We start from the raw sequence: 15,867 nt of genomic DNA, 5'->3' as shown, positions 1-15,867 counted from the left end.
TTGATGCTAGAACTGGATAGAGTTAAACTTTTTAGTTTGTACTTCTTTATCCTTGATTCTAATAGTGAAATTATTTATCTGCGGTTGATTAATATGGGTACTTACTTTGATAGCATTTTTTAGAACATCTACATAAGCACTATTCTCTGGGTATAGCGTTAGTATATAGTCGCCTTTAGGAATGTATAGAATATAGTTGCCACTATCTGACGTATAGGTTGTGTAGCTTTCTCCAGTATGGCTTTGAGCTACGATACGTTGTCCAGAGAGATTTCTATTGATAAGATGCGAGTTCTCAGAGAATTCATAATTAATACTACCAGATAACGTAGTTGTCTGTCTTAAGTGAATGCTATGTGTGGTATCTGATTTTAATACGATCTTATCTGTATTAGCAAACCATTCCTGATCATTTTTGACTTGTATGGTATAGCTATCAAGAGGTAACTTTTTATATTCTATTGCTCCTTCTTTATTCGTGATAAATGATTTATTGTTGATATAGACTATTCTATTAGATGCAGGATAGTTATTATTCGCTTCATCTTGGTAGTAAACGATTATCTTTAGAGTATACGCTTTCTCATAAGGCTTGTAAGGCATTAATTGTTTGATTACACCTATTTGTACATAATTTGTTTTATTGTTCTTAGAAAAGCCTCCATAGTTGTTATAACTACTAACATAGATATCAAAGTCCTTTGTCAACTTATATTCTAAACGACTATTTAATTGCCATAAGTCATCTGTTGTTGATGTCTTCGTATAATAAGCGTTAAGTACCACTCCTACATGATTATTGAAAAAACGTTGTCTATAGTTTCCCATAATCATCAGATTAGTATAAGTACTTGTATCTATAAAGCCTAAGTAACTCGAGTTGATGACTTCACTTAGATTGCTATAATTGTACTGATAGCTCACTCCAAAATCAACACTTTTATAGTTGACTCCGGCATTTAAGCGGTAGTGTAATTTATCAGTTAAACTTACCTTAGAGAGATAGTTCCCTAAATCAAGTGATACATTATATCCTAAGCCACTAGTGAAACTATTGTGATTGAATGAAGTACTTAATCTCAATGCATCTAAGTCATCCATTAATTGAGTTTTGTAATTGAAGCGTTGTTCATTTACATAACGTGGGCTTAGTAGAAGCATATTGGTCTGCATTCTATAGGAATAGTTTAGCCCTATGGTATTAGATTGTTGTTTTGAGTTATTATAATCTGTATAACTGTATTTAGGAGCATAGTGGACGAAACTTTGTGTCAAGCCAAAACTATGCTTATCAAAGTTTCTTCTGATGCTACTAGACACTTGAGAAGCACCTTGTCTAATACCTGCATAATAAGGGCTACTGTAGAAGCTATTTGTTTGGAATTGATACTTATCCCACCTTGCATAAGCATTTATCCCTATAAAGGCTCCTAATTGATTGTTTTCTTTACTATCTATAGTAGAGATACCTTCCATCACTTCTAAATTAAATGTAGGCGTATTCCATAGGCTAAATGTATTATACCACAGCGTCTTTTTCTCATCATAGCGATGGTTTAGATCATAGTACAGCTGTGATTGTCTCCACTTATGCTTAAGCGAGGTAAACCCAATCCATGTATTGTAGCCAATAGAGCGATCACTTGCATCTGTGATTAAATAGGTTTTATCTAAGTATCCACCTTGTATAGAAATGGAGTCTTTTATATTAATATTGGTTTGTATCCCTCGTCCTTGTAATGAGAATTCCCCTGTTTGGTAAATATTACCAGCTAGTACTTGTACTTTTTCGGTCTTGATATCTGCTAGGAAGTGACGTAGATTATATTTGTTCTCCTTGTCCCAATAGATTAGATCTCCAGTTAATCCTACTTTAGTCTTTTCGCTTAAGTGAACTTCTGTAGAACCTATCAACTGAAATGAGTTCATTACATTATTACCACTAACACGGTTAAGTTCTATTGTGTTTCTCTGGTAATAAGGATCTGTATTCGAATTATCTATTTTATATCGTCGTTTAGATTTTAAAGAGCTGACACTATAGTTAGTACGTGATATAAAATCTCCATTTTCATATAATAGCGTAGCAGTGATATCAAAATCCTCTAGTTTAACAGCTTCTTTCGAGATGATTTGGTTGATAGTAATGAGAGTATCTCGCTGTGGAGCTAATGTGATATGAGAAGTATGAGTACGGTGTTTATTGACCTGATTCGGAAAGGTTATGATATAATGAAGCTTTTCTGATGTATTACCTCTATTTTGAATCGAAGCTTTTAAATGTATCGTATCTCCTATTTTTTGGAACTGTAAATGATTGTTCTGATTTTGAAGTAAGATACGTCTGTTTCTTTGTATTAAAATCTTTTGTTCAGCTACTTGTATGATTTGATTTAGATTGTTGCTTAGACTAGCTCTTATGAACAAATCTATCTCACTACTAGCAGACTGGTCTATATTCGCTATGATAGGGACATAGACTCTCTGTCCAGGGTGTATCTGAATGAATTTATTAGCGTTACTAGATATGCGTAAGTTAGTAGAATTACCTTCTATCTTTATATTCCCAGACCATTGTGTATTACTGACATTAGATACTTCTATGGCTGATGAGATATTACCATATTCATCCGCAGGAGTTTCTATATCCGTAAACTTTAAATGTATAGGTGTTTGTTGTGTGTATGAAAGTGAAAACAAACAGATAAACAGTAATGTATAAAGCTGTTTAAGCATTAATTAGGGACAATTACAAAGTATAAATAAGTTTCGTATCTACCACTAGCTTGTTGTAATTCCTTCTGATTAGGAGGAATGCTCAGTTCAAGGTTATATGACATCGATTGACTCCATCTCGAGAAGGAGGCAAGAGGCTGTTCATTAGCAGACAGTGATAATGGACCGAATATCTTTACATCTCTAGCATCTGAAGGACTACCTCCTTCAAGGTTATTTAAAGTCGCCTTTAGTTTTAGTATAGAAACAGGTAAGCTATTCGACATCGTGTTATTATACATCATATTATCTGCTGTCTTTACGAGTACTTGATGACCTTGATAACTCTTGATGTAAAGAGCATTGCTTATCGTGATCGTTTTCCCTTTTACAATATCATCTGGTGAATCAAAGTTAAAGACAAATTCACTAGCACCATTTCGCAACTCCGCTATTTGATCTCCGTGATTTCCTACATAGTTAATTTGGAATCTTGCATTACCAGTACCAGATGTTTTACGCAGAAGTAATTGATCTCTACCTGATGAAGTATCATATAAGGAGAACTCGTATGTACTCATATAAGTATTGTTAGGGATAGTCAGTAAATGTACACCTCCTCGAATAGTCAAGTCAAAGTTTAAGGTATAGTAGTTACCTTCTGGTAGAGGTGTTGTACTCTCTATGATCGTATTTTCTTGATATTTGCTTAGAGGTAAATCTCTTCCTACGACACTGAAGGCAAGTTGATTAAAATTACCCCCTTGTTTATTCGTACTTAATGTTGACATCTCAGCAGGTACCATATAGTTGCCTGCATAGTAATCATCGAGTAGTCTTACCGTTAACTTCCATTTGGTAGGAGAAGGTGTTCCGTAGAATCTGCGAAACTGTACAGAAATCTGTTTATCCTCTGTCTTCCCTACTTTTAGATCATTATATGAATTTAATACAGACTGTCCGCCTCCATAAATATTTAAGTCATACTGTGCAAATACCGTATTGCTCAGTAGTAATAAAAATAGGCTGATGTATATATTTAACTTTAGGTTCATAGCGTGAAGTCTAGTTCTGCCACTTTTACGATATTATCCTTGCCATAAGTTAGTTGGATAATAAAGGTATAAGTGCCTGATTTTAGTTGATTCGGTAGTGGTATAATATGTTTTCTTACGTCAGTAGGTAGACTGTAAAAATCTAGTGTATTTAATGCTGTTTTCTCTCCTGTTTGTTGATTGAAAATACTGGCTGTCATCTTTCCGTCACTCCATAGTTTTCCATCGTTCTGAAAGTTAACTTCTATCGCTTTTTCCCCCTCAACAGTCTTGGCAGGTTTGATATCTACTATTTCTACAGACTCTGTATTATTTTGATTTGCATGATATACTTTTAGTCCCATACGCACTGTCACTTTGATAGCAGCACCATTTTCATCCACTGCATTCCCTGGGTTTAACTGAGTGAAGAACACCATCGCTGTATGTACAGGTATATTAGCAGGCAGGTCTTGAGGAACATTAAGTATAATCTCTACTTCTTTGACTTCGTTTGGTTCAATTAAAAAATAAGAGTTAGGTAATACTTGAATCCATTGCGAAGCCGAAGTTTCTAATATATTTGCTTCTACTACGTTATTACTACCTTTCTCGTCATAATTCCAATCTCCGATAGAGACACCTACTTCGACAGCTTTGTCATTTGGATTGGCTATACGAACTTTTTGAGTAGCTATAGTTCCAGCAGCATTTCTAAAGTACATTTTACCAGGAGAGATAGACAGTCCTGCTTGTGCGAATATTGGAAGAGCGCTTAGTAAAAGGAATAGTAGTATTAGTTTTTTCATTATGATGTGGTGCTTTAATTTTAGTGAGGCAGTAGCGTGTATATAATCTCTGTTTTATATGTTCCTGCTTTTTTATTTAATATACTTACAATGTTTTGTTTCGGAATCGCGTAATTGACATCTATTTGTTGACTGTTACTTCTGTTCTCAGATTGTAAGATTATCTGAGGCTTATCAGATAAGTTGATTGTACTTAATCTCAATGGGAAGCTTAATAGGGTAGATGTGGCTACACTTGGCTTGATATGAATGATAGACACAGGCAGTGATGACAATGTTGACTCATATTGAAAATATGGATTTATGGTGCGTACTGACAATTCGTATGGAGTAGAACACTTTATAATTACATGATTTTTCAGAATACCTGTTTCTGCCCCTTGTGTATATACTTCTCCTCTATTTAAGTTTAAATCTACAGTAGAATGTGAGATAACCAAGGATTGTTGCTCCTTAAAGTTTAGTACTATCCTAGCCCTTGTAGATCCTATCTGAGCCATAGCGATGCTGGTGACACAGAAGAGGAGTGTGATGAATAATGATTTTTTAAACACGTGTAATATTACAATGATAAGATAGTGTAAGTAATTACAGTACTATAAGTACCTACTGGTTTATTTAATAATTCTTCGGATGCATCCATTTTATAAGACACATTGAAAGTTCTTTTCACATCACCTAGATTAGAACTAATCATATTGTGTTCTTTCATAGATAGTGATACAGGTATCATAGTTATATTTTCTCTAAAGTCACCGATAGTTCCTAATGTAGGGTTTAGACTAATGTTTTCTAAACTTATTTGTTCATTATTACTAGTCAGCGGAGAGCTAGCAGCCACCCTTACTTCATAAGTACCACTGCTCATTACTTCTATATGATCTGCTTGGTCGCTGATCTTTCCTTTAGTATAATCTTCTACTGTTTCGAAAGACAGATTGATATTAGATTGTTGATCATTAATCTTTATAGACTGTATTGGTTTTAGAGTCACGATAAGGTTAGTTTGCGCAGTATTCTGAGCATGCATTACCACACTGACTAAGATCAAAAAGAAGGTAAAGAATAATTGTCTCATATCATCTGTTTTAGATATTCTAAATTTAGTAAAAAAAAGCGTACAAAGTCAATAATCGTCAATGTTTTTAGCTGTTTTGGGTAACAAATAATTGGAATAGAAGCAGAGGGTATTAATTCGCTTTTTAGTCCAAAAAAAAATCTACTGAAGTGAATGATATCACTACAGTAGATTTATATTGTATAAGGCTATATCTTATTATAGAGCATATAAGTTATAAGTAACTGTAGTGCTGTATGTACCTGCTTTTTTGTCTGTATAAGCAGAAGTTTGGCTTGCTGGTATAGCGTATTCGATAGCATATCCCATCTTAGCACTTCCTGCAGATGTAGTGATTAAAGAGCTGCTCTCTGTAGTAGCTAATGGAGTGATGTTATGAGTAGCATTAAAGTTAGCTGGTGCAGCACCTTCTGCTAAGTTATTGTTACCTTTTACTCTTACTTCTACTGTGTTTACAGGGATGCTAACTCCATCATTTGTTAAATCACTGCTAGCGATCACCTTTACTTCATATTTTTGAGTAGCTGTTACTTCTAAGTGGTTTTGTAATTCACCTGAAGTACTACCTTTTTGAAACTGTTCTACAGTGTTCATTTGGATATTTACATTAGGATTCTTAACAGTCAATTCATAAACGTCTGATAAGTTAACGTTTAAGTTTGTGCTTCCTGTACTTTTTTTGTCTTGTGCGAAAGTTGAAGTACTTGCGAAAGCTAAAACTGCTACTAATACTAATTTAAATGTTGTTTTCATTTGCTTATTTCTTTTTAATTGTGGGAATACTTGATTTGTTATTTTGTTTGGCAAAAGTATAGCAGCTTTGATTCTCAAATAGTGTCATTTATCTTCAAAGAATTGTCATTTATCACATAATGTGATAAAATATTCTTAATAAAAGCCTTGATTTTAAAGATTTGTGAATTTGTTTTATGTTGCCTAAGAGGTCTTTTTATTCGTTATTGATATTTTAATTCCTAGTAGATTGTTGTTATTTAGGTTTTTAAGTTTAAACGGTATTTAAACCTCTTTTTGTTAGGACTATTTAGTCGGAGAGAGAATTGACTGTGAAGGATATAAAAAATCCCCTTGCAAATAGTCATTACAAGGGGAGAAGGGATAAACGATATTATAATAGTTCTCTATATTCTTTAGGGCTCAGTCCTGTTGCTTTTATAAAGAAACGGATGAAGTTACTCACGTCTTCAAAGTTTAGCTCAAAAGCAACTTCCTTAATGGTCATTGGAGTATGTTTTAATAATAACTTTATTTCGTTGACCACTGCACTCGCTATTATTTTTTTAGGCGTAGTCCCAAATACTTCTTTGCACACTTCAGTTAACTTAGCGATAGAGATATTCATCTGTTCTGCATAGAAATGAACGTTTCTTTCTTTCCTGATGTTATTTTTGATTAACTCATTAAATTTTACAGTATGTTGTATTTGTAGTGGAGTAAGTTTCTCTTTATTAAAGCTGACAAACTTTTCTATATGTCCTGCCATAATATATAGAAGAACTCTCTCTATAATATTATGAGCTAACATATAATGTACATCACTATATTCTTTTGACTTCAGTTTTAATAAAGTGGTAAAATAACATTGTACAAAAACTTCATGCTCTGGCTTAAGCGTGATCGAATTAATAGCATTCGTATTATCAAAGAAGAAGCACTTACTAAGAAAGTGACTGTCAAGTTCTGTTCTACAGTAAAAATTATCTGTAAACTGAACATAGTATAAGGTGTAACTCTCAGAAGCCGTTAAGCGAAATAGCTCATTCTTTCCTAAGAATAGACAGTCTCCTTCTTTAATTTCTTTTTTGTTCGTAGTCAGGGTGACAGTTACTTTTCCTTTTTGTAACCAGAGAAGCTGGTAGACATCTTTGTGTTGTTCGAACGGCACAGTGTCTTCTGTAAGGTAAGTAGCTCTACCTACCTCTATACCATAGGTAGATTTTAGTTCGATAGAAGTTAGCATATTTTGTAAGGTAGTAATAGGTGTTTATAATGTTTTATTGCTTGTTTACGTTATATCGCTTCTTATGTTTGTTAGTTTTGGTTTGATGCTTTAGTTGACCGTCTCTATATTGAGTTCAGACGAGTTTTGACAAATATCAAATTTTATTATGATTATGAATATTTTTAAAAGTTAATTTTTAAAACTTTTAATTCTGATTCCCAACAGAAAAGAGGTACATTATTCGGATAAATAAGTTGATTATTGTATAATATAAAGAATTTAGTGAACTTATAACTATATGATTTTGTTAGTTACAAGGGCTTTTTTATATATTTGCAAAAAATAAAAATAATTGATATGAGTTTACAATCAAAGATCATGGACGCTATAAAAAGTGCAATGAAAGCGAAAGACACAGTAGCTTTAGAAGCATTAAGAGCAGTAAAGTCTGAGTTATTATTAGCTCAAACTCAATCAGGAGCACAAGCTGATTTAACAGAAGAAGAGGAGATTAAGATTCTTCAGAAGTTAGTAAAACAAAGAAAAGACAGTGCTAATATTTTTTCAGAGCAAGGGAGAAATGATTTAGCTGAGCCAGAAATAGCACAAGCTGCAATCATAGAACAATTCTTGCCAGAGCAATTATCAGAAGAAGAAGTTCAAAAAATAATAGGTGAGATAATTACGAATGGTGGTTTCAGTGGCATGTCTTCAATGGGACAAGTAATGGGAATCGCTACTAAAGAATTAGCTGGTAAAGCTGATGGTAAGACCATCTCATCTGCAGTAAAATCTCTATTGTCTAAATAGTAGATTTAATGTCCGTGTAGTTCAACTGGATAGAATATCAGATTTCGGCTCTGAGGGTTGGGGGTTCGAACCCTCCCGCGGACGCAAAATATATACGCTATTATCTAATCATAGATAATAGCGTTTTTTGTTTTATAGACTTTACTGTTTGCTATAATGATGACTTATGTAGCAAGCTATCTCCTAGTTAAAGAATAGATTTTTCAAAAGCCTGTTTTATACTCTTATTATCTCTTTATTATACTCCTACTTTTATATTATCGGATATTGATGGGGATGTGATCGGGTAGTGATGGGCTTATTTATAGTACTTTTTAGCCGAGCACATGCCTATCATATGCCGACCACAAGCCGACCACCCCTATTTTAGTAATAAAAAAGACTGCTGAAGAGAGAGGTAATATTCTTTTTTTGTAGTGGGTAGAGATTATTCTGTAGGGGTAGATTTCTTTTGTGTGAAGTGATAAGTAGTGATAAACGCTAAGGGAGGACGCAATTGGTGTTGTGTTAGACTGAAAATAAAATTGCCTTTTTTTAAAAAATAAATGAAAAAAGATGGAATCTGATAAATATCATATTTTTAGATATAGTGTTAGGTTACATTTGTCCTAACAAAATAAGTTATGATATGAGACAGAATGTACCAATTTCTAGTATTATGGCTTCAAAACTTGTCAAATTAAATCTAACAGATTCATTGACAAATGCTGAAAAGTTATTTAAAGAGAACAAGATTAGACATCTTCCTGTGTTATCTGGAGGAGAGTTAGTAGGGATTCTCAGTTATACTGACTTAGTAAGAATTAGTTTAGCAGAGACGGTAGGAGATAATGATGATATTATTGATACCACTATATATAATATGTTCTCTATAGAACAAGTAATGGTTAAGGACGTTGTGACTATACAAGCAGATTGTAGTATTAAGGATGCAGCCGAAATAATTATCGAAAGAGGATTTAGATCATTACCTGTTATGGATGGAGATATATTAGTAGGAATGCTTACTAGTACTGATTTGATTAAGTATTTGATAAAGCAATACGAATAAGGAATAAAAAGAATTGCTATAAAAAAGATTATTATATTTTGTAGTTTGTGAGTTTGGCTACGAAATTACATATTGTTGTTTGAAAAAAGCATTAGAGGTGAGTTCTAATGCTTTTTTGCTTTTATACCTATGTGTACGTTTTTTTGAAATACTTCTATTGATAGAATGAAGTGATTGTTATATTTGTTTTTCTATAAAACCATATTTAAGATGAATAATTTATATCAAGAGCTTTTAGTGGCAACTAAGGCAATATTAGAATCTAATGTATTAGATAGAACAGAGAAATTAAAGCAAGTATGTGTTCTTTTAAACGAGAAAATAGCTCACTATGATTGGGTTGGGTTCTACTTTGCCGTGCCAGAAGAGAGAGTACTTCACTTAGGGCCTTACAGCGGTCCTGAGACAGACCATACAGTGATTCCCTTTGGTAAGGGGATTTGTGGACAGGTGGCTGTTAGTAATGAGACTTTTTTAGTAGAAGATGTGACTGCTCAAGATAATTATATTGCTTGTAGTATTACTGTTAAGTCTGAGATCGTAGTTCCGTTATTTGTTGATGGAGTTAATATCGGACAGATAGATATTGATTCTAATACGATTAATGCATTTACAGCTGAGGATCAATCGTTTTTAGAATTACTAAATGTAGAAATAGCTAAATTGTTTATTTAGTTCCTATTATAAAGAAGACTTGCGTTATGTTTAGATTATGCTGTTATTAATTGAAGTATTGGTAATCAATGTACTAGCGGGTAGATAATAACCTAAAAAAAAGTGTATTATTTATAGTTGTATTTTGAAAAATAAAATTACCTTTGCAAACGTAAATACGGATACACCGTATTTCATGCATAAAAATCATTAAAAATAATATTGGCATGTATTTATCAAAAGAGAAAAAAGCTGAGATCTTCGCACAACACGGTGGAGCTGCAGCTAACACTGGATCTGCTGAAGGACAAATCGCTTTGTTCACATACAGAATCACGCATTTAACTGAGCACTTGAAAAAAAATCGTAAAGATTATAATACAGAGCGTTCATTAGTTCTTTTAGTAGGTAAAAGAAGAAGACTTCTTGACTACTTAAAGAATACAGAAATTAACAGATATCGTGAGATTATCAAAGTATTGGGTATTAGAAAATAATCAATATAGAGAAGAGGTGCCTTTGTGCGCCTCTTTTTCTTTTTAGCCTTTTTGCAGAAAAAGACTGGTTTTTCATTGGGTTTCATACAACTACACAACAACACACACAACACAACACACAATTATTAATGTCTCTCTTCGGAGAGACAGAAACCCTAAAGTATTAATTTATTATGATTCCTAAGGTAACTAAAGAGATTATCGATTTAGGAGATGGCCGTAGCATCTCGATCGAAACTGGGAAATTAGCGAAACAAGCAGATGGTTCTGTAGTTGTTCGTATGGGAGACTGTATGCTTTTGGCTACAGCTGTATCAGCGAGAACTGCTAACCCTGGTGTAGACTTCCTTCCTTTAACTGTAGATTACAGAGAAAAATTTTCTGCTGCTGGACGTTTTCCAGGAGGCTTTTTTAAACGTGAAGCTCGTCCGAGTGATCAAGAGGTGTTAACAATGCGTTTAGTAGACCGTTGTTTACGTCCATTGTTCCCAGATGACTATCACGCAGAAACACAAGTTATGATTCAATTAATGTCTCATGACGAAAATGTAATGCCTGATGCATTAGCTGGATTAGCTGCTTCTGCAGCATTAGCAGTATCAGATATTCCATTCTATAATTCTATTTCTGAGGTAAGAGTTGCTCGCGTTGATGGGCAGTTCATCATCAATCCATCTAGAGAACAACTAGACGCATCTGATCTTGATATGATGATCGGTGCATCTAAAGACTCTGTATGTATGGTGGAGGGTGAAATGAAAGAAATCTCAGAACAAGAAATGATTGATGCAATAAAGTTTGCTCATGAGGCGATTAAAATTCAGATCGAAGCTCAAGAGAAGATGCGTGCTGCATTAGGACTTACTTACCGTGAGTACGAACCAGAAGCAACTGATGAAGAGGTGGAGAAAATCGTACATGATGCAGCGTATGCTAAATTGTATGAAATAGCTTCTCATGCTAGTGCTAAATCTGAGCGTGGAGAGAAATTCGCTGAGGTGTATGAAGAAGTTAAAGCTTTATTCTCTGAAGAAGATTTAGAAGAGAAAGCAGAACTAATCAGTACATACTTTAAGAAAACTCAAAAAGAGGCTGTACGTAACCTTATTTTAGATCAAAACATTCGTCTTGATGGTCGTAAGACTACTGAGATTCGTCCTATCTGGAGTGAAGTAGATTACTTACCTTCAGTGCATGGGTCTTCTATCTTTACACGTGGTGAAACGCAAGCGTTAGCTACTGTAACACTTGGTACATCAAGAGATGCGAATATTATCGACTTACCAAGTGAGCAAGGTGAAGAGAAGTTCTACTTACATTATAACTTCCCTCCATTCTCTACAGGTGAGGCAAAACCATTAAGAGGTACTTCTCGTAGAGAGGTAGGTCATGGTAACTTAGCACAACGTGCTTTGAAAAACATGATCCCTGCAGATTGTCCTTATACTATTCGTTTAGTATCTGAGGTATTAGAGTCTAACGGTTCTTCTTCTATGGCTACTGTATGTGCTGGTACTCTAGCATTAATGGATGCAGGTATTCAAATTGAAAAACCAGTTTCAGGTATTGCAATGGGACTTATCTCTGATGCAAAAACTGGACGTTGGGCTGTATTGTCTGATATCTTAGGTGATGAGGATCACTTAGGAGATATGGACTTTAAAGTTACTGGTACTAAAGATGGTATCACTGCATGTCAAATGGATATTAAGATCGAAGGATTAGCTTATGATATCATGGAGCAAGCGTTAAAACAAGCTCATGATGGTCGTATGCATATCTTAGGATTATTACAAGAGACTATCGCTGTGCCTAATCCTACTGTTAAACCTAAAGCTCCTAAGATTGTTACTGTTACAATTCCTAAAGATTTTATCGGTGCAGTTATCGGACCAGGTGGTAAAAATATCCAAGCGCTTCAAGCAGAAACTGGTACTACTATCGTTATTAACGAAGAAGGTGATTATGGTATCATCGAAGTATTAGGTACTGATCAAGCAGGTATGGATAGAGCATTAGCTGCTATTAGTAATACTACTTTCTCTCCAGTAGAAGGTGAGACTTACCATGTTAAAGTGGTTAAGATGCTTGACTTCGGTGCAGTAGTAGAATTTGTACCAGGTAAAGAAACTTTACTTCACGTATCTGAATTAGATTGGAAACGTATTGAGAATGTATCTGACGTTCTTAAAATGGGAGATGAATTAGATGTTAAGTATTTAGGTATAGACCCTAAAACTAAAAAAGCTAAAGTATCTCGTAAAGCTTTAATGCCACGTCCTCCTAGAGAAGAGAAAAAAGACGCGGCTCCAAAACAAGAAAATAAATAAGAGTAATTCTTTTTATTATATAAAGGACATCTAGTAATAGGTGTCCTTTTTTTGTATTCATTTTTATGAGATAGCTAGTCTGTGGGGGACTATATTAGATATATGTTAGTATATTCCGCTTCTTATTTTCATATCTATATTGTAAATTGCTGATTATTGTCATTGTGACAGTTGTGTTTTTGCGTTTAATAATGGTGTTTTTTGGTTAAGTCATTAATTTGTATTATATTAGCAATTAACGTTAATAGGGGGTGGCGTGCTTATATATTTCTAGCACGTGTATTCAACTCCTATCCAAATTCAAGTTTGATATACTTGACCTTATTTTCAGCATATAATTATGCTGCCTAATGTACATCGCTTATTAGATGTATCTATTATAGAATACGAACATGTGGTATTCTATCTCGGCTGAGCAATCAGTGATAATCATTTTATTAATTTCTTCACTTTATAGTGAGGACAAATTCGTTATGTAGTTATGTTAAATTTAAAAGTTGGAATTATTGGTGCTGGTCCGAGTGGATTAGCCATGTTACGTGCGTTCGAGTCAGAACAAAAAAAAGGTAACCCTATTCCAGAGATTAAATGTTATGAAAAACAAGATAATTGGGGAGGAATGTGGAACTATACTTGGCGTACAGGTGTAGGGAAATATGGTGAACCAATACACGGGAGTATGTATAAATACTTATGGTCTAATGGGCCTAAAGAGTGTTTAGAGTTCTCTGATTATACTTTTATGGAGCATTTTAAACAGCCTATATCTTCATACCCACCGAGAGAGGTGTTATTCGATTATATCCAAGGGCGTATTAAGCAGAGTAATGCAAGAGATTTTATCAAGTTTAATACTGTGGCTAGATGGGTAGATTACCTAGAAGATAAGAAGCAGTTTAGAGTAATATTCGATGACTTAGTAAAGAATGAAACTTTTGAGGAGTACTTCGATTACTTAGTTGTGGGAACGGGACACTTCTCAACGCCAAATATGCCTTATTTTAAGGGAATAGATAGTTTCCCTGGGACTGTGATGCATGCACACGATTTTAGAGGCGCAGATCAGTTTATAGATAAAGATATTTTATTAATAGGAAGTAGTTATTCTGCTGAGGATATCGGTGTACAATGTTTTAAACACGGTAGTAAATCAGTTACTATTTCGTATAGAACCAATCCTATTGGGGCTAAATGGCCTAAGGGGATTGAGGAGAAACCCATTGTAACCCATTTCGAGGATAATGTGGCTCACTTTAAAGATGGCTCTAAGAAGGAATATGACGCAGTAATTCTGTGTACGGGGTACCAACATAAGTTCCCGTTCTTGCCAGATAATTTAAGGTTAAAGACAAAGAATAACTTATATCCAGATAATCTGTATAAAGGAGTTGTGTTCAATGAGAATGAACGACTAATCTTTTTAGGAATGCAAGATCAATATTATACGTTCAATATGTTCGATACGCAAGCTTGGTTTGCTAGAGATTATATGTTAGGGCGTATCACTTTACCTAACAAAGAAACTAGGGATAAGGATATCGCTAAGTGGGTAGAATTAGAAAAAAGATCTGTAACAGGAGAGGAACATGTGGATTTTCAAACTGATTATATCAAGGAATTGATAGAGCTGACAGATTATCCTACTTTTGATCTAGATAGAGTGGCAGAGATGTTTAAAAGTTGGTTAAATGATAAAGAAACTAATATTCTAAATTATAGAGATAAAGTATATACTTCTGTGATGACAGGTGTCACTGCAGAAGAGCATCATACACCATGGATGAAGGAGCTAGATGATAGCTTAGAAAGGTATCTGGATGAGGTAGAGGTAGATGAGTTAGAATTAAGTAAAGAGAATTACTACTAAGATAAAAGAGTTATATTTTTTATAAAATAAAGTTAGCGCTACAGGATTTTGATTTTGTGGCGCTTTTTTTGTGTAGATAATATGAGGTTAAAAAATATTTTTAAAAATGTTGTAACCTTTTAGTAATAGTGTACGTATAACTAATGTGTGAAGAGCACATCATAGCAAAAATAAGGATAGAAATAATATGAGACAACTTAAAATTACCAAGCAGGTAACGAATCGTGAGACCGCTTCTCTAGATAAGTACTTGCAAGAAATTGGTAAAGTAGATTTAATTACTGCGGATGAGGAAGTAGAGTTAGCGCAACGAATCAAAGCAGGAGATCAAAGAGCACTAGAGAAATTAACGAAAGCAAACTTACGTTTCGTAGTATCGGTGGCAAAGCAATATCAAAACCAAGGATTGACATTACCCGATTTAATTAATGAAGGAAACTTAGGTCTGATCAAAGCTGCACAGCGTTTTGATGAGACACGAGGATTCAAATTCATTTCTTATGCAGTATGGTGGATTCGTCAGTCTATTTTATCAGCTTTAGCAGAACAATCTCGTATCGTACGTTTACCATTGAATAAGATCGGTTCTATTAATAAAATTAATAAGATGTATGCTTTATTAGAGCAATCTAATGAACGTCCACCTTCAGCAGAAGAAATCGCTGTAGAACTTGATATGACTGTAAATGATGTAAAAGAGAGTATGAAAAACTCTGGTCGTCATTTATCAATGGATGCTCCGTTAGTAGAAGGAGAAGATTCTAACTTATACGATGTATTGCGTTCAGGTGAGTCTCCTAATCCAGATAGAGAGCTTATTCATGAGTCTCTTAGAACAGAAATCGAGAGAGCATTAGAGACTTTGACTCCTAGAGAAGCTGACGTTGTACGTTTATACTTCGGTTTAGGTGATCAACATCCTATGACATTAGAAGAAATAGGAGAAACATTCGATCTTACTAGAGAGCGTGTTAGACAGATTAAAGAGAAAGCTATTCGTAGATTAAAACATACGTCTAGAAGTAAAATTCTTAAGACATACTTAGGATAATATAGATTAGA

14 protein-coding genes and 1 tRNA gene are annotated in these 15,867 nt (G+C 34.2%); 8 read left to right on the top strand and 7 right to left on the bottom strand.

From position 1 onward, the window contains the following. Positions 1–6 precede the first annotated feature (6 nt). The 7 genes from BK054_RS03435 to BK054_RS03405 all read right to left on the bottom strand — a co-directional run bounded on the left by BK054_RS03435 (position 7) and on the right by BK054_RS03405 (position 7,614). Positions 7–2,736 carry a hypothetical protein gene (locus BK054_RS03435; RefSeq protein WP_071306908.1) on the bottom strand — a complete coding sequence of 910 codons (2,730 nt, stop codon included), beginning with the start codon at positions 2,734–2,736 and terminating at the stop codon, positions 7–9. Next, on the bottom strand, positions 2,736–3,770 hold the full coding sequence (locus tag BK054_RS03430; protein ID WP_071306907.1) for a hypothetical protein: 1,035 nt from the start codon (positions 3,768–3,770) through the stop codon (positions 2,736–2,738). The genes BK054_RS03435 and BK054_RS03430 overlap by 1 nt, the downstream gene beginning before the upstream one ends. Further along, entirely contained in the window at positions 3,767–4,558 is a 792-nt protein-coding gene (locus BK054_RS03425) for a hypothetical protein (protein WP_071306906.1), read from the bottom strand. The genes BK054_RS03430 and BK054_RS03425 overlap by 4 nt, the downstream gene beginning before the upstream one ends. 20 nt (positions 4,559–4,578) lie before the next feature. Then, positions 4,579–5,058, bottom strand: a complete 480-nt coding sequence (locus tag BK054_RS03420; RefSeq protein WP_006262242.1) for a hypothetical protein — start codon at positions 5,056–5,058, stop codon at positions 4,579–4,581. Between the two features lie 62 nt (positions 5,059–5,120). Next, positions 5,121–5,636 carry a hypothetical protein gene (locus tag BK054_RS03415; RefSeq protein WP_006259675.1) on the bottom strand — a complete coding sequence of 172 codons (516 nt, stop codon included), beginning with the start codon at positions 5,634–5,636 and terminating at the stop codon, positions 5,121–5,123. Between the two features lie 198 nt (positions 5,637–5,834). Next, positions 5,835–6,389: a hypothetical protein gene (locus BK054_RS03410; RefSeq protein WP_006259674.1), complete on the bottom strand. Its 555-nt coding sequence runs from the start codon at positions 6,387–6,389 to the stop codon at positions 5,835–5,837. 373 nt (positions 6,390–6,762) lie between these two features. Next, positions 6,763–7,614 carry a helix-turn-helix domain-containing protein gene (locus BK054_RS03405; protein ID WP_006259673.1) on the bottom strand — a complete coding sequence of 284 codons (852 nt, stop codon included), beginning with the start codon at positions 7,612–7,614 and terminating at the stop codon, positions 6,763–6,765. 339 nt (positions 7,615–7,953) lie between these two features. On the opposite strand from BK054_RS03405, the gene BK054_RS03400 reads away from it, so the two are divergent. The 8 genes from BK054_RS03400 to BK054_RS03365 all read left to right on the top strand — a co-directional run bounded on the left by BK054_RS03400 (position 7,954) and on the right by BK054_RS03365 (position 15,856). Then, positions 7,954–8,406 (top strand): GatB/YqeY domain-containing protein, encoded by a 453-nt coding sequence (locus BK054_RS03400; protein WP_006259672.1) that lies wholly within the window; start codon positions 7,954–7,956, stop codon positions 8,404–8,406. A 10-nt stretch (positions 8,407–8,416) separates the two neighbouring features. After that, positions 8,417–8,490: transfer RNA gene (locus BK054_RS03395), tRNA-Arg, on the top strand. 544 nt (positions 8,491–9,034) lie between these two features. Next, positions 9,035–9,457: a CBS domain-containing protein gene (locus tag BK054_RS03390; RefSeq protein ID WP_006259671.1), complete on the top strand. Its 423-nt coding sequence runs from the start codon at positions 9,035–9,037 to the stop codon at positions 9,455–9,457. Between the two features lie 210 nt (positions 9,458–9,667). Beyond that, positions 9,668–10,132, top strand: a complete 465-nt coding sequence (locus BK054_RS03385; RefSeq protein WP_071306905.1) for a GAF domain-containing protein — start codon at positions 9,668–9,670, stop codon at positions 10,130–10,132. A 206-nt stretch (positions 10,133–10,338) separates the two neighbouring features. Further along, positions 10,339–10,608 (top strand): 30S ribosomal protein S15, encoded by a 270-nt coding sequence (rpsO, locus tag BK054_RS03380; RefSeq protein ID WP_006259669.1) that lies wholly within the window; start codon positions 10,339–10,341, stop codon positions 10,606–10,608. Between the two features lie 173 nt (positions 10,609–10,781). Further along, a complete protein-coding gene (locus tag BK054_RS03375; protein ID WP_006259668.1) occupies positions 10,782–12,938 on the top strand; it encodes a polyribonucleotide nucleotidyltransferase in 2,157 nt (718 codons plus the stop codon). A 481-nt stretch (positions 12,939–13,419) separates the two neighbouring features. Next, the gene (locus tag BK054_RS03370; protein ID WP_006264639.1) at positions 13,420–14,805 is read left to right on the top strand and encodes an NAD(P)-binding domain-containing protein; all 1,386 of its coding nucleotides are present in this window, start codon (positions 13,420–13,422) and stop codon (positions 14,803–14,805) included. A 187-nt stretch (positions 14,806–14,992) separates the two neighbouring features. Further along, positions 14,993–15,856 carry an RNA polymerase sigma factor RpoD/SigA gene (locus BK054_RS03365; protein WP_002987652.1) on the top strand — a complete coding sequence of 288 codons (864 nt, stop codon included), beginning with the start codon at positions 14,993–14,995 and terminating at the stop codon, positions 15,854–15,856. Positions 15,857–15,867 lie beyond the last annotated feature (11 nt).

It is taken from the genome of Myroides sp. ZB35 (assembly GCF_001865835.1).
GTDB classification, from domain to species: Bacteria; Bacteroidota; Bacteroidia; order Flavobacteriales; family Flavobacteriaceae; genus Flavobacterium; species Flavobacterium odoratimimum.
This window is presented reverse-complemented; position numbering and strand designations above follow the sequence as displayed.

Coding starts and splice junctions, on each gene's coding strand:
- BK054_RS03405 (WP_006259673.1), bottom strand. CDS start 7,614: ATGCTAACTTCTATCGAACTAAAATCTACCTATGGTATAGAGGTAGGT.
- BK054_RS03420 (WP_006262242.1), bottom strand. CDS start 5,058: ATGGCTCAGATAGGATCTACAAGGGCTAGGATAGTACTAAACTTTAAG.
- BK054_RS03385 (WP_071306905.1), top strand. CDS start 9,668: ATGAATAATTTATATCAAGAGCTTTTAGTGGCAACTAAGGCAATATTA.
- BK054_RS03390 (WP_006259671.1), top strand. CDS start 9,035: ATGAGACAGAATGTACCAATTTCTAGTATTATGGCTTCAAAACTTGTC.
- BK054_RS03375 (WP_006259668.1), top strand. CDS start 10,782: ATGATTCCTAAGGTAACTAAAGAGATTATCGATTTAGGAGATGGCCGT.
- BK054_RS03370 (WP_006264639.1), top strand. CDS start 13,420: ATGTTAAATTTAAAAGTTGGAATTATTGGTGCTGGTCCGAGTGGATTA.
- BK054_RS03365 (WP_002987652.1), top strand. CDS start 14,993: ATGAGACAACTTAAAATTACCAAGCAGGTAACGAATCGTGAGACCGCT.
- rpsO (WP_006259669.1), top strand. CDS start 10,339: ATGTATTTATCAAAAGAGAAAAAAGCTGAGATCTTCGCACAACACGGT.
- BK054_RS03400 (WP_006259672.1), top strand. CDS start 7,954: ATGAGTTTACAATCAAAGATCATGGACGCTATAAAAAGTGCAATGAAA.
- BK054_RS03415 (WP_006259675.1), bottom strand. CDS start 5,636: ATGAGACAATTATTCTTTACCTTCTTTTTGATCTTAGTCAGTGTGGTA.
- BK054_RS03430 (WP_071306907.1), bottom strand. CDS start 3,770: ATGAACCTAAAGTTAAATATATACATCAGCCTATTTTTATTACTACTG.
- BK054_RS03410 (WP_006259674.1), bottom strand. CDS start 6,389: ATGAAAACAACATTTAAATTAGTATTAGTAGCAGTTTTAGCTTTCGCA.
- BK054_RS03435 (WP_071306908.1), bottom strand. CDS start 2,736: ATGCTTAAACAGCTTTATACATTACTGTTTATCTGTTTGTTTTCACTT.
- BK054_RS03425 (WP_071306906.1), bottom strand. CDS start 4,558: ATGAAAAAACTAATACTACTATTCCTTTTACTAAGCGCTCTTCCAATA.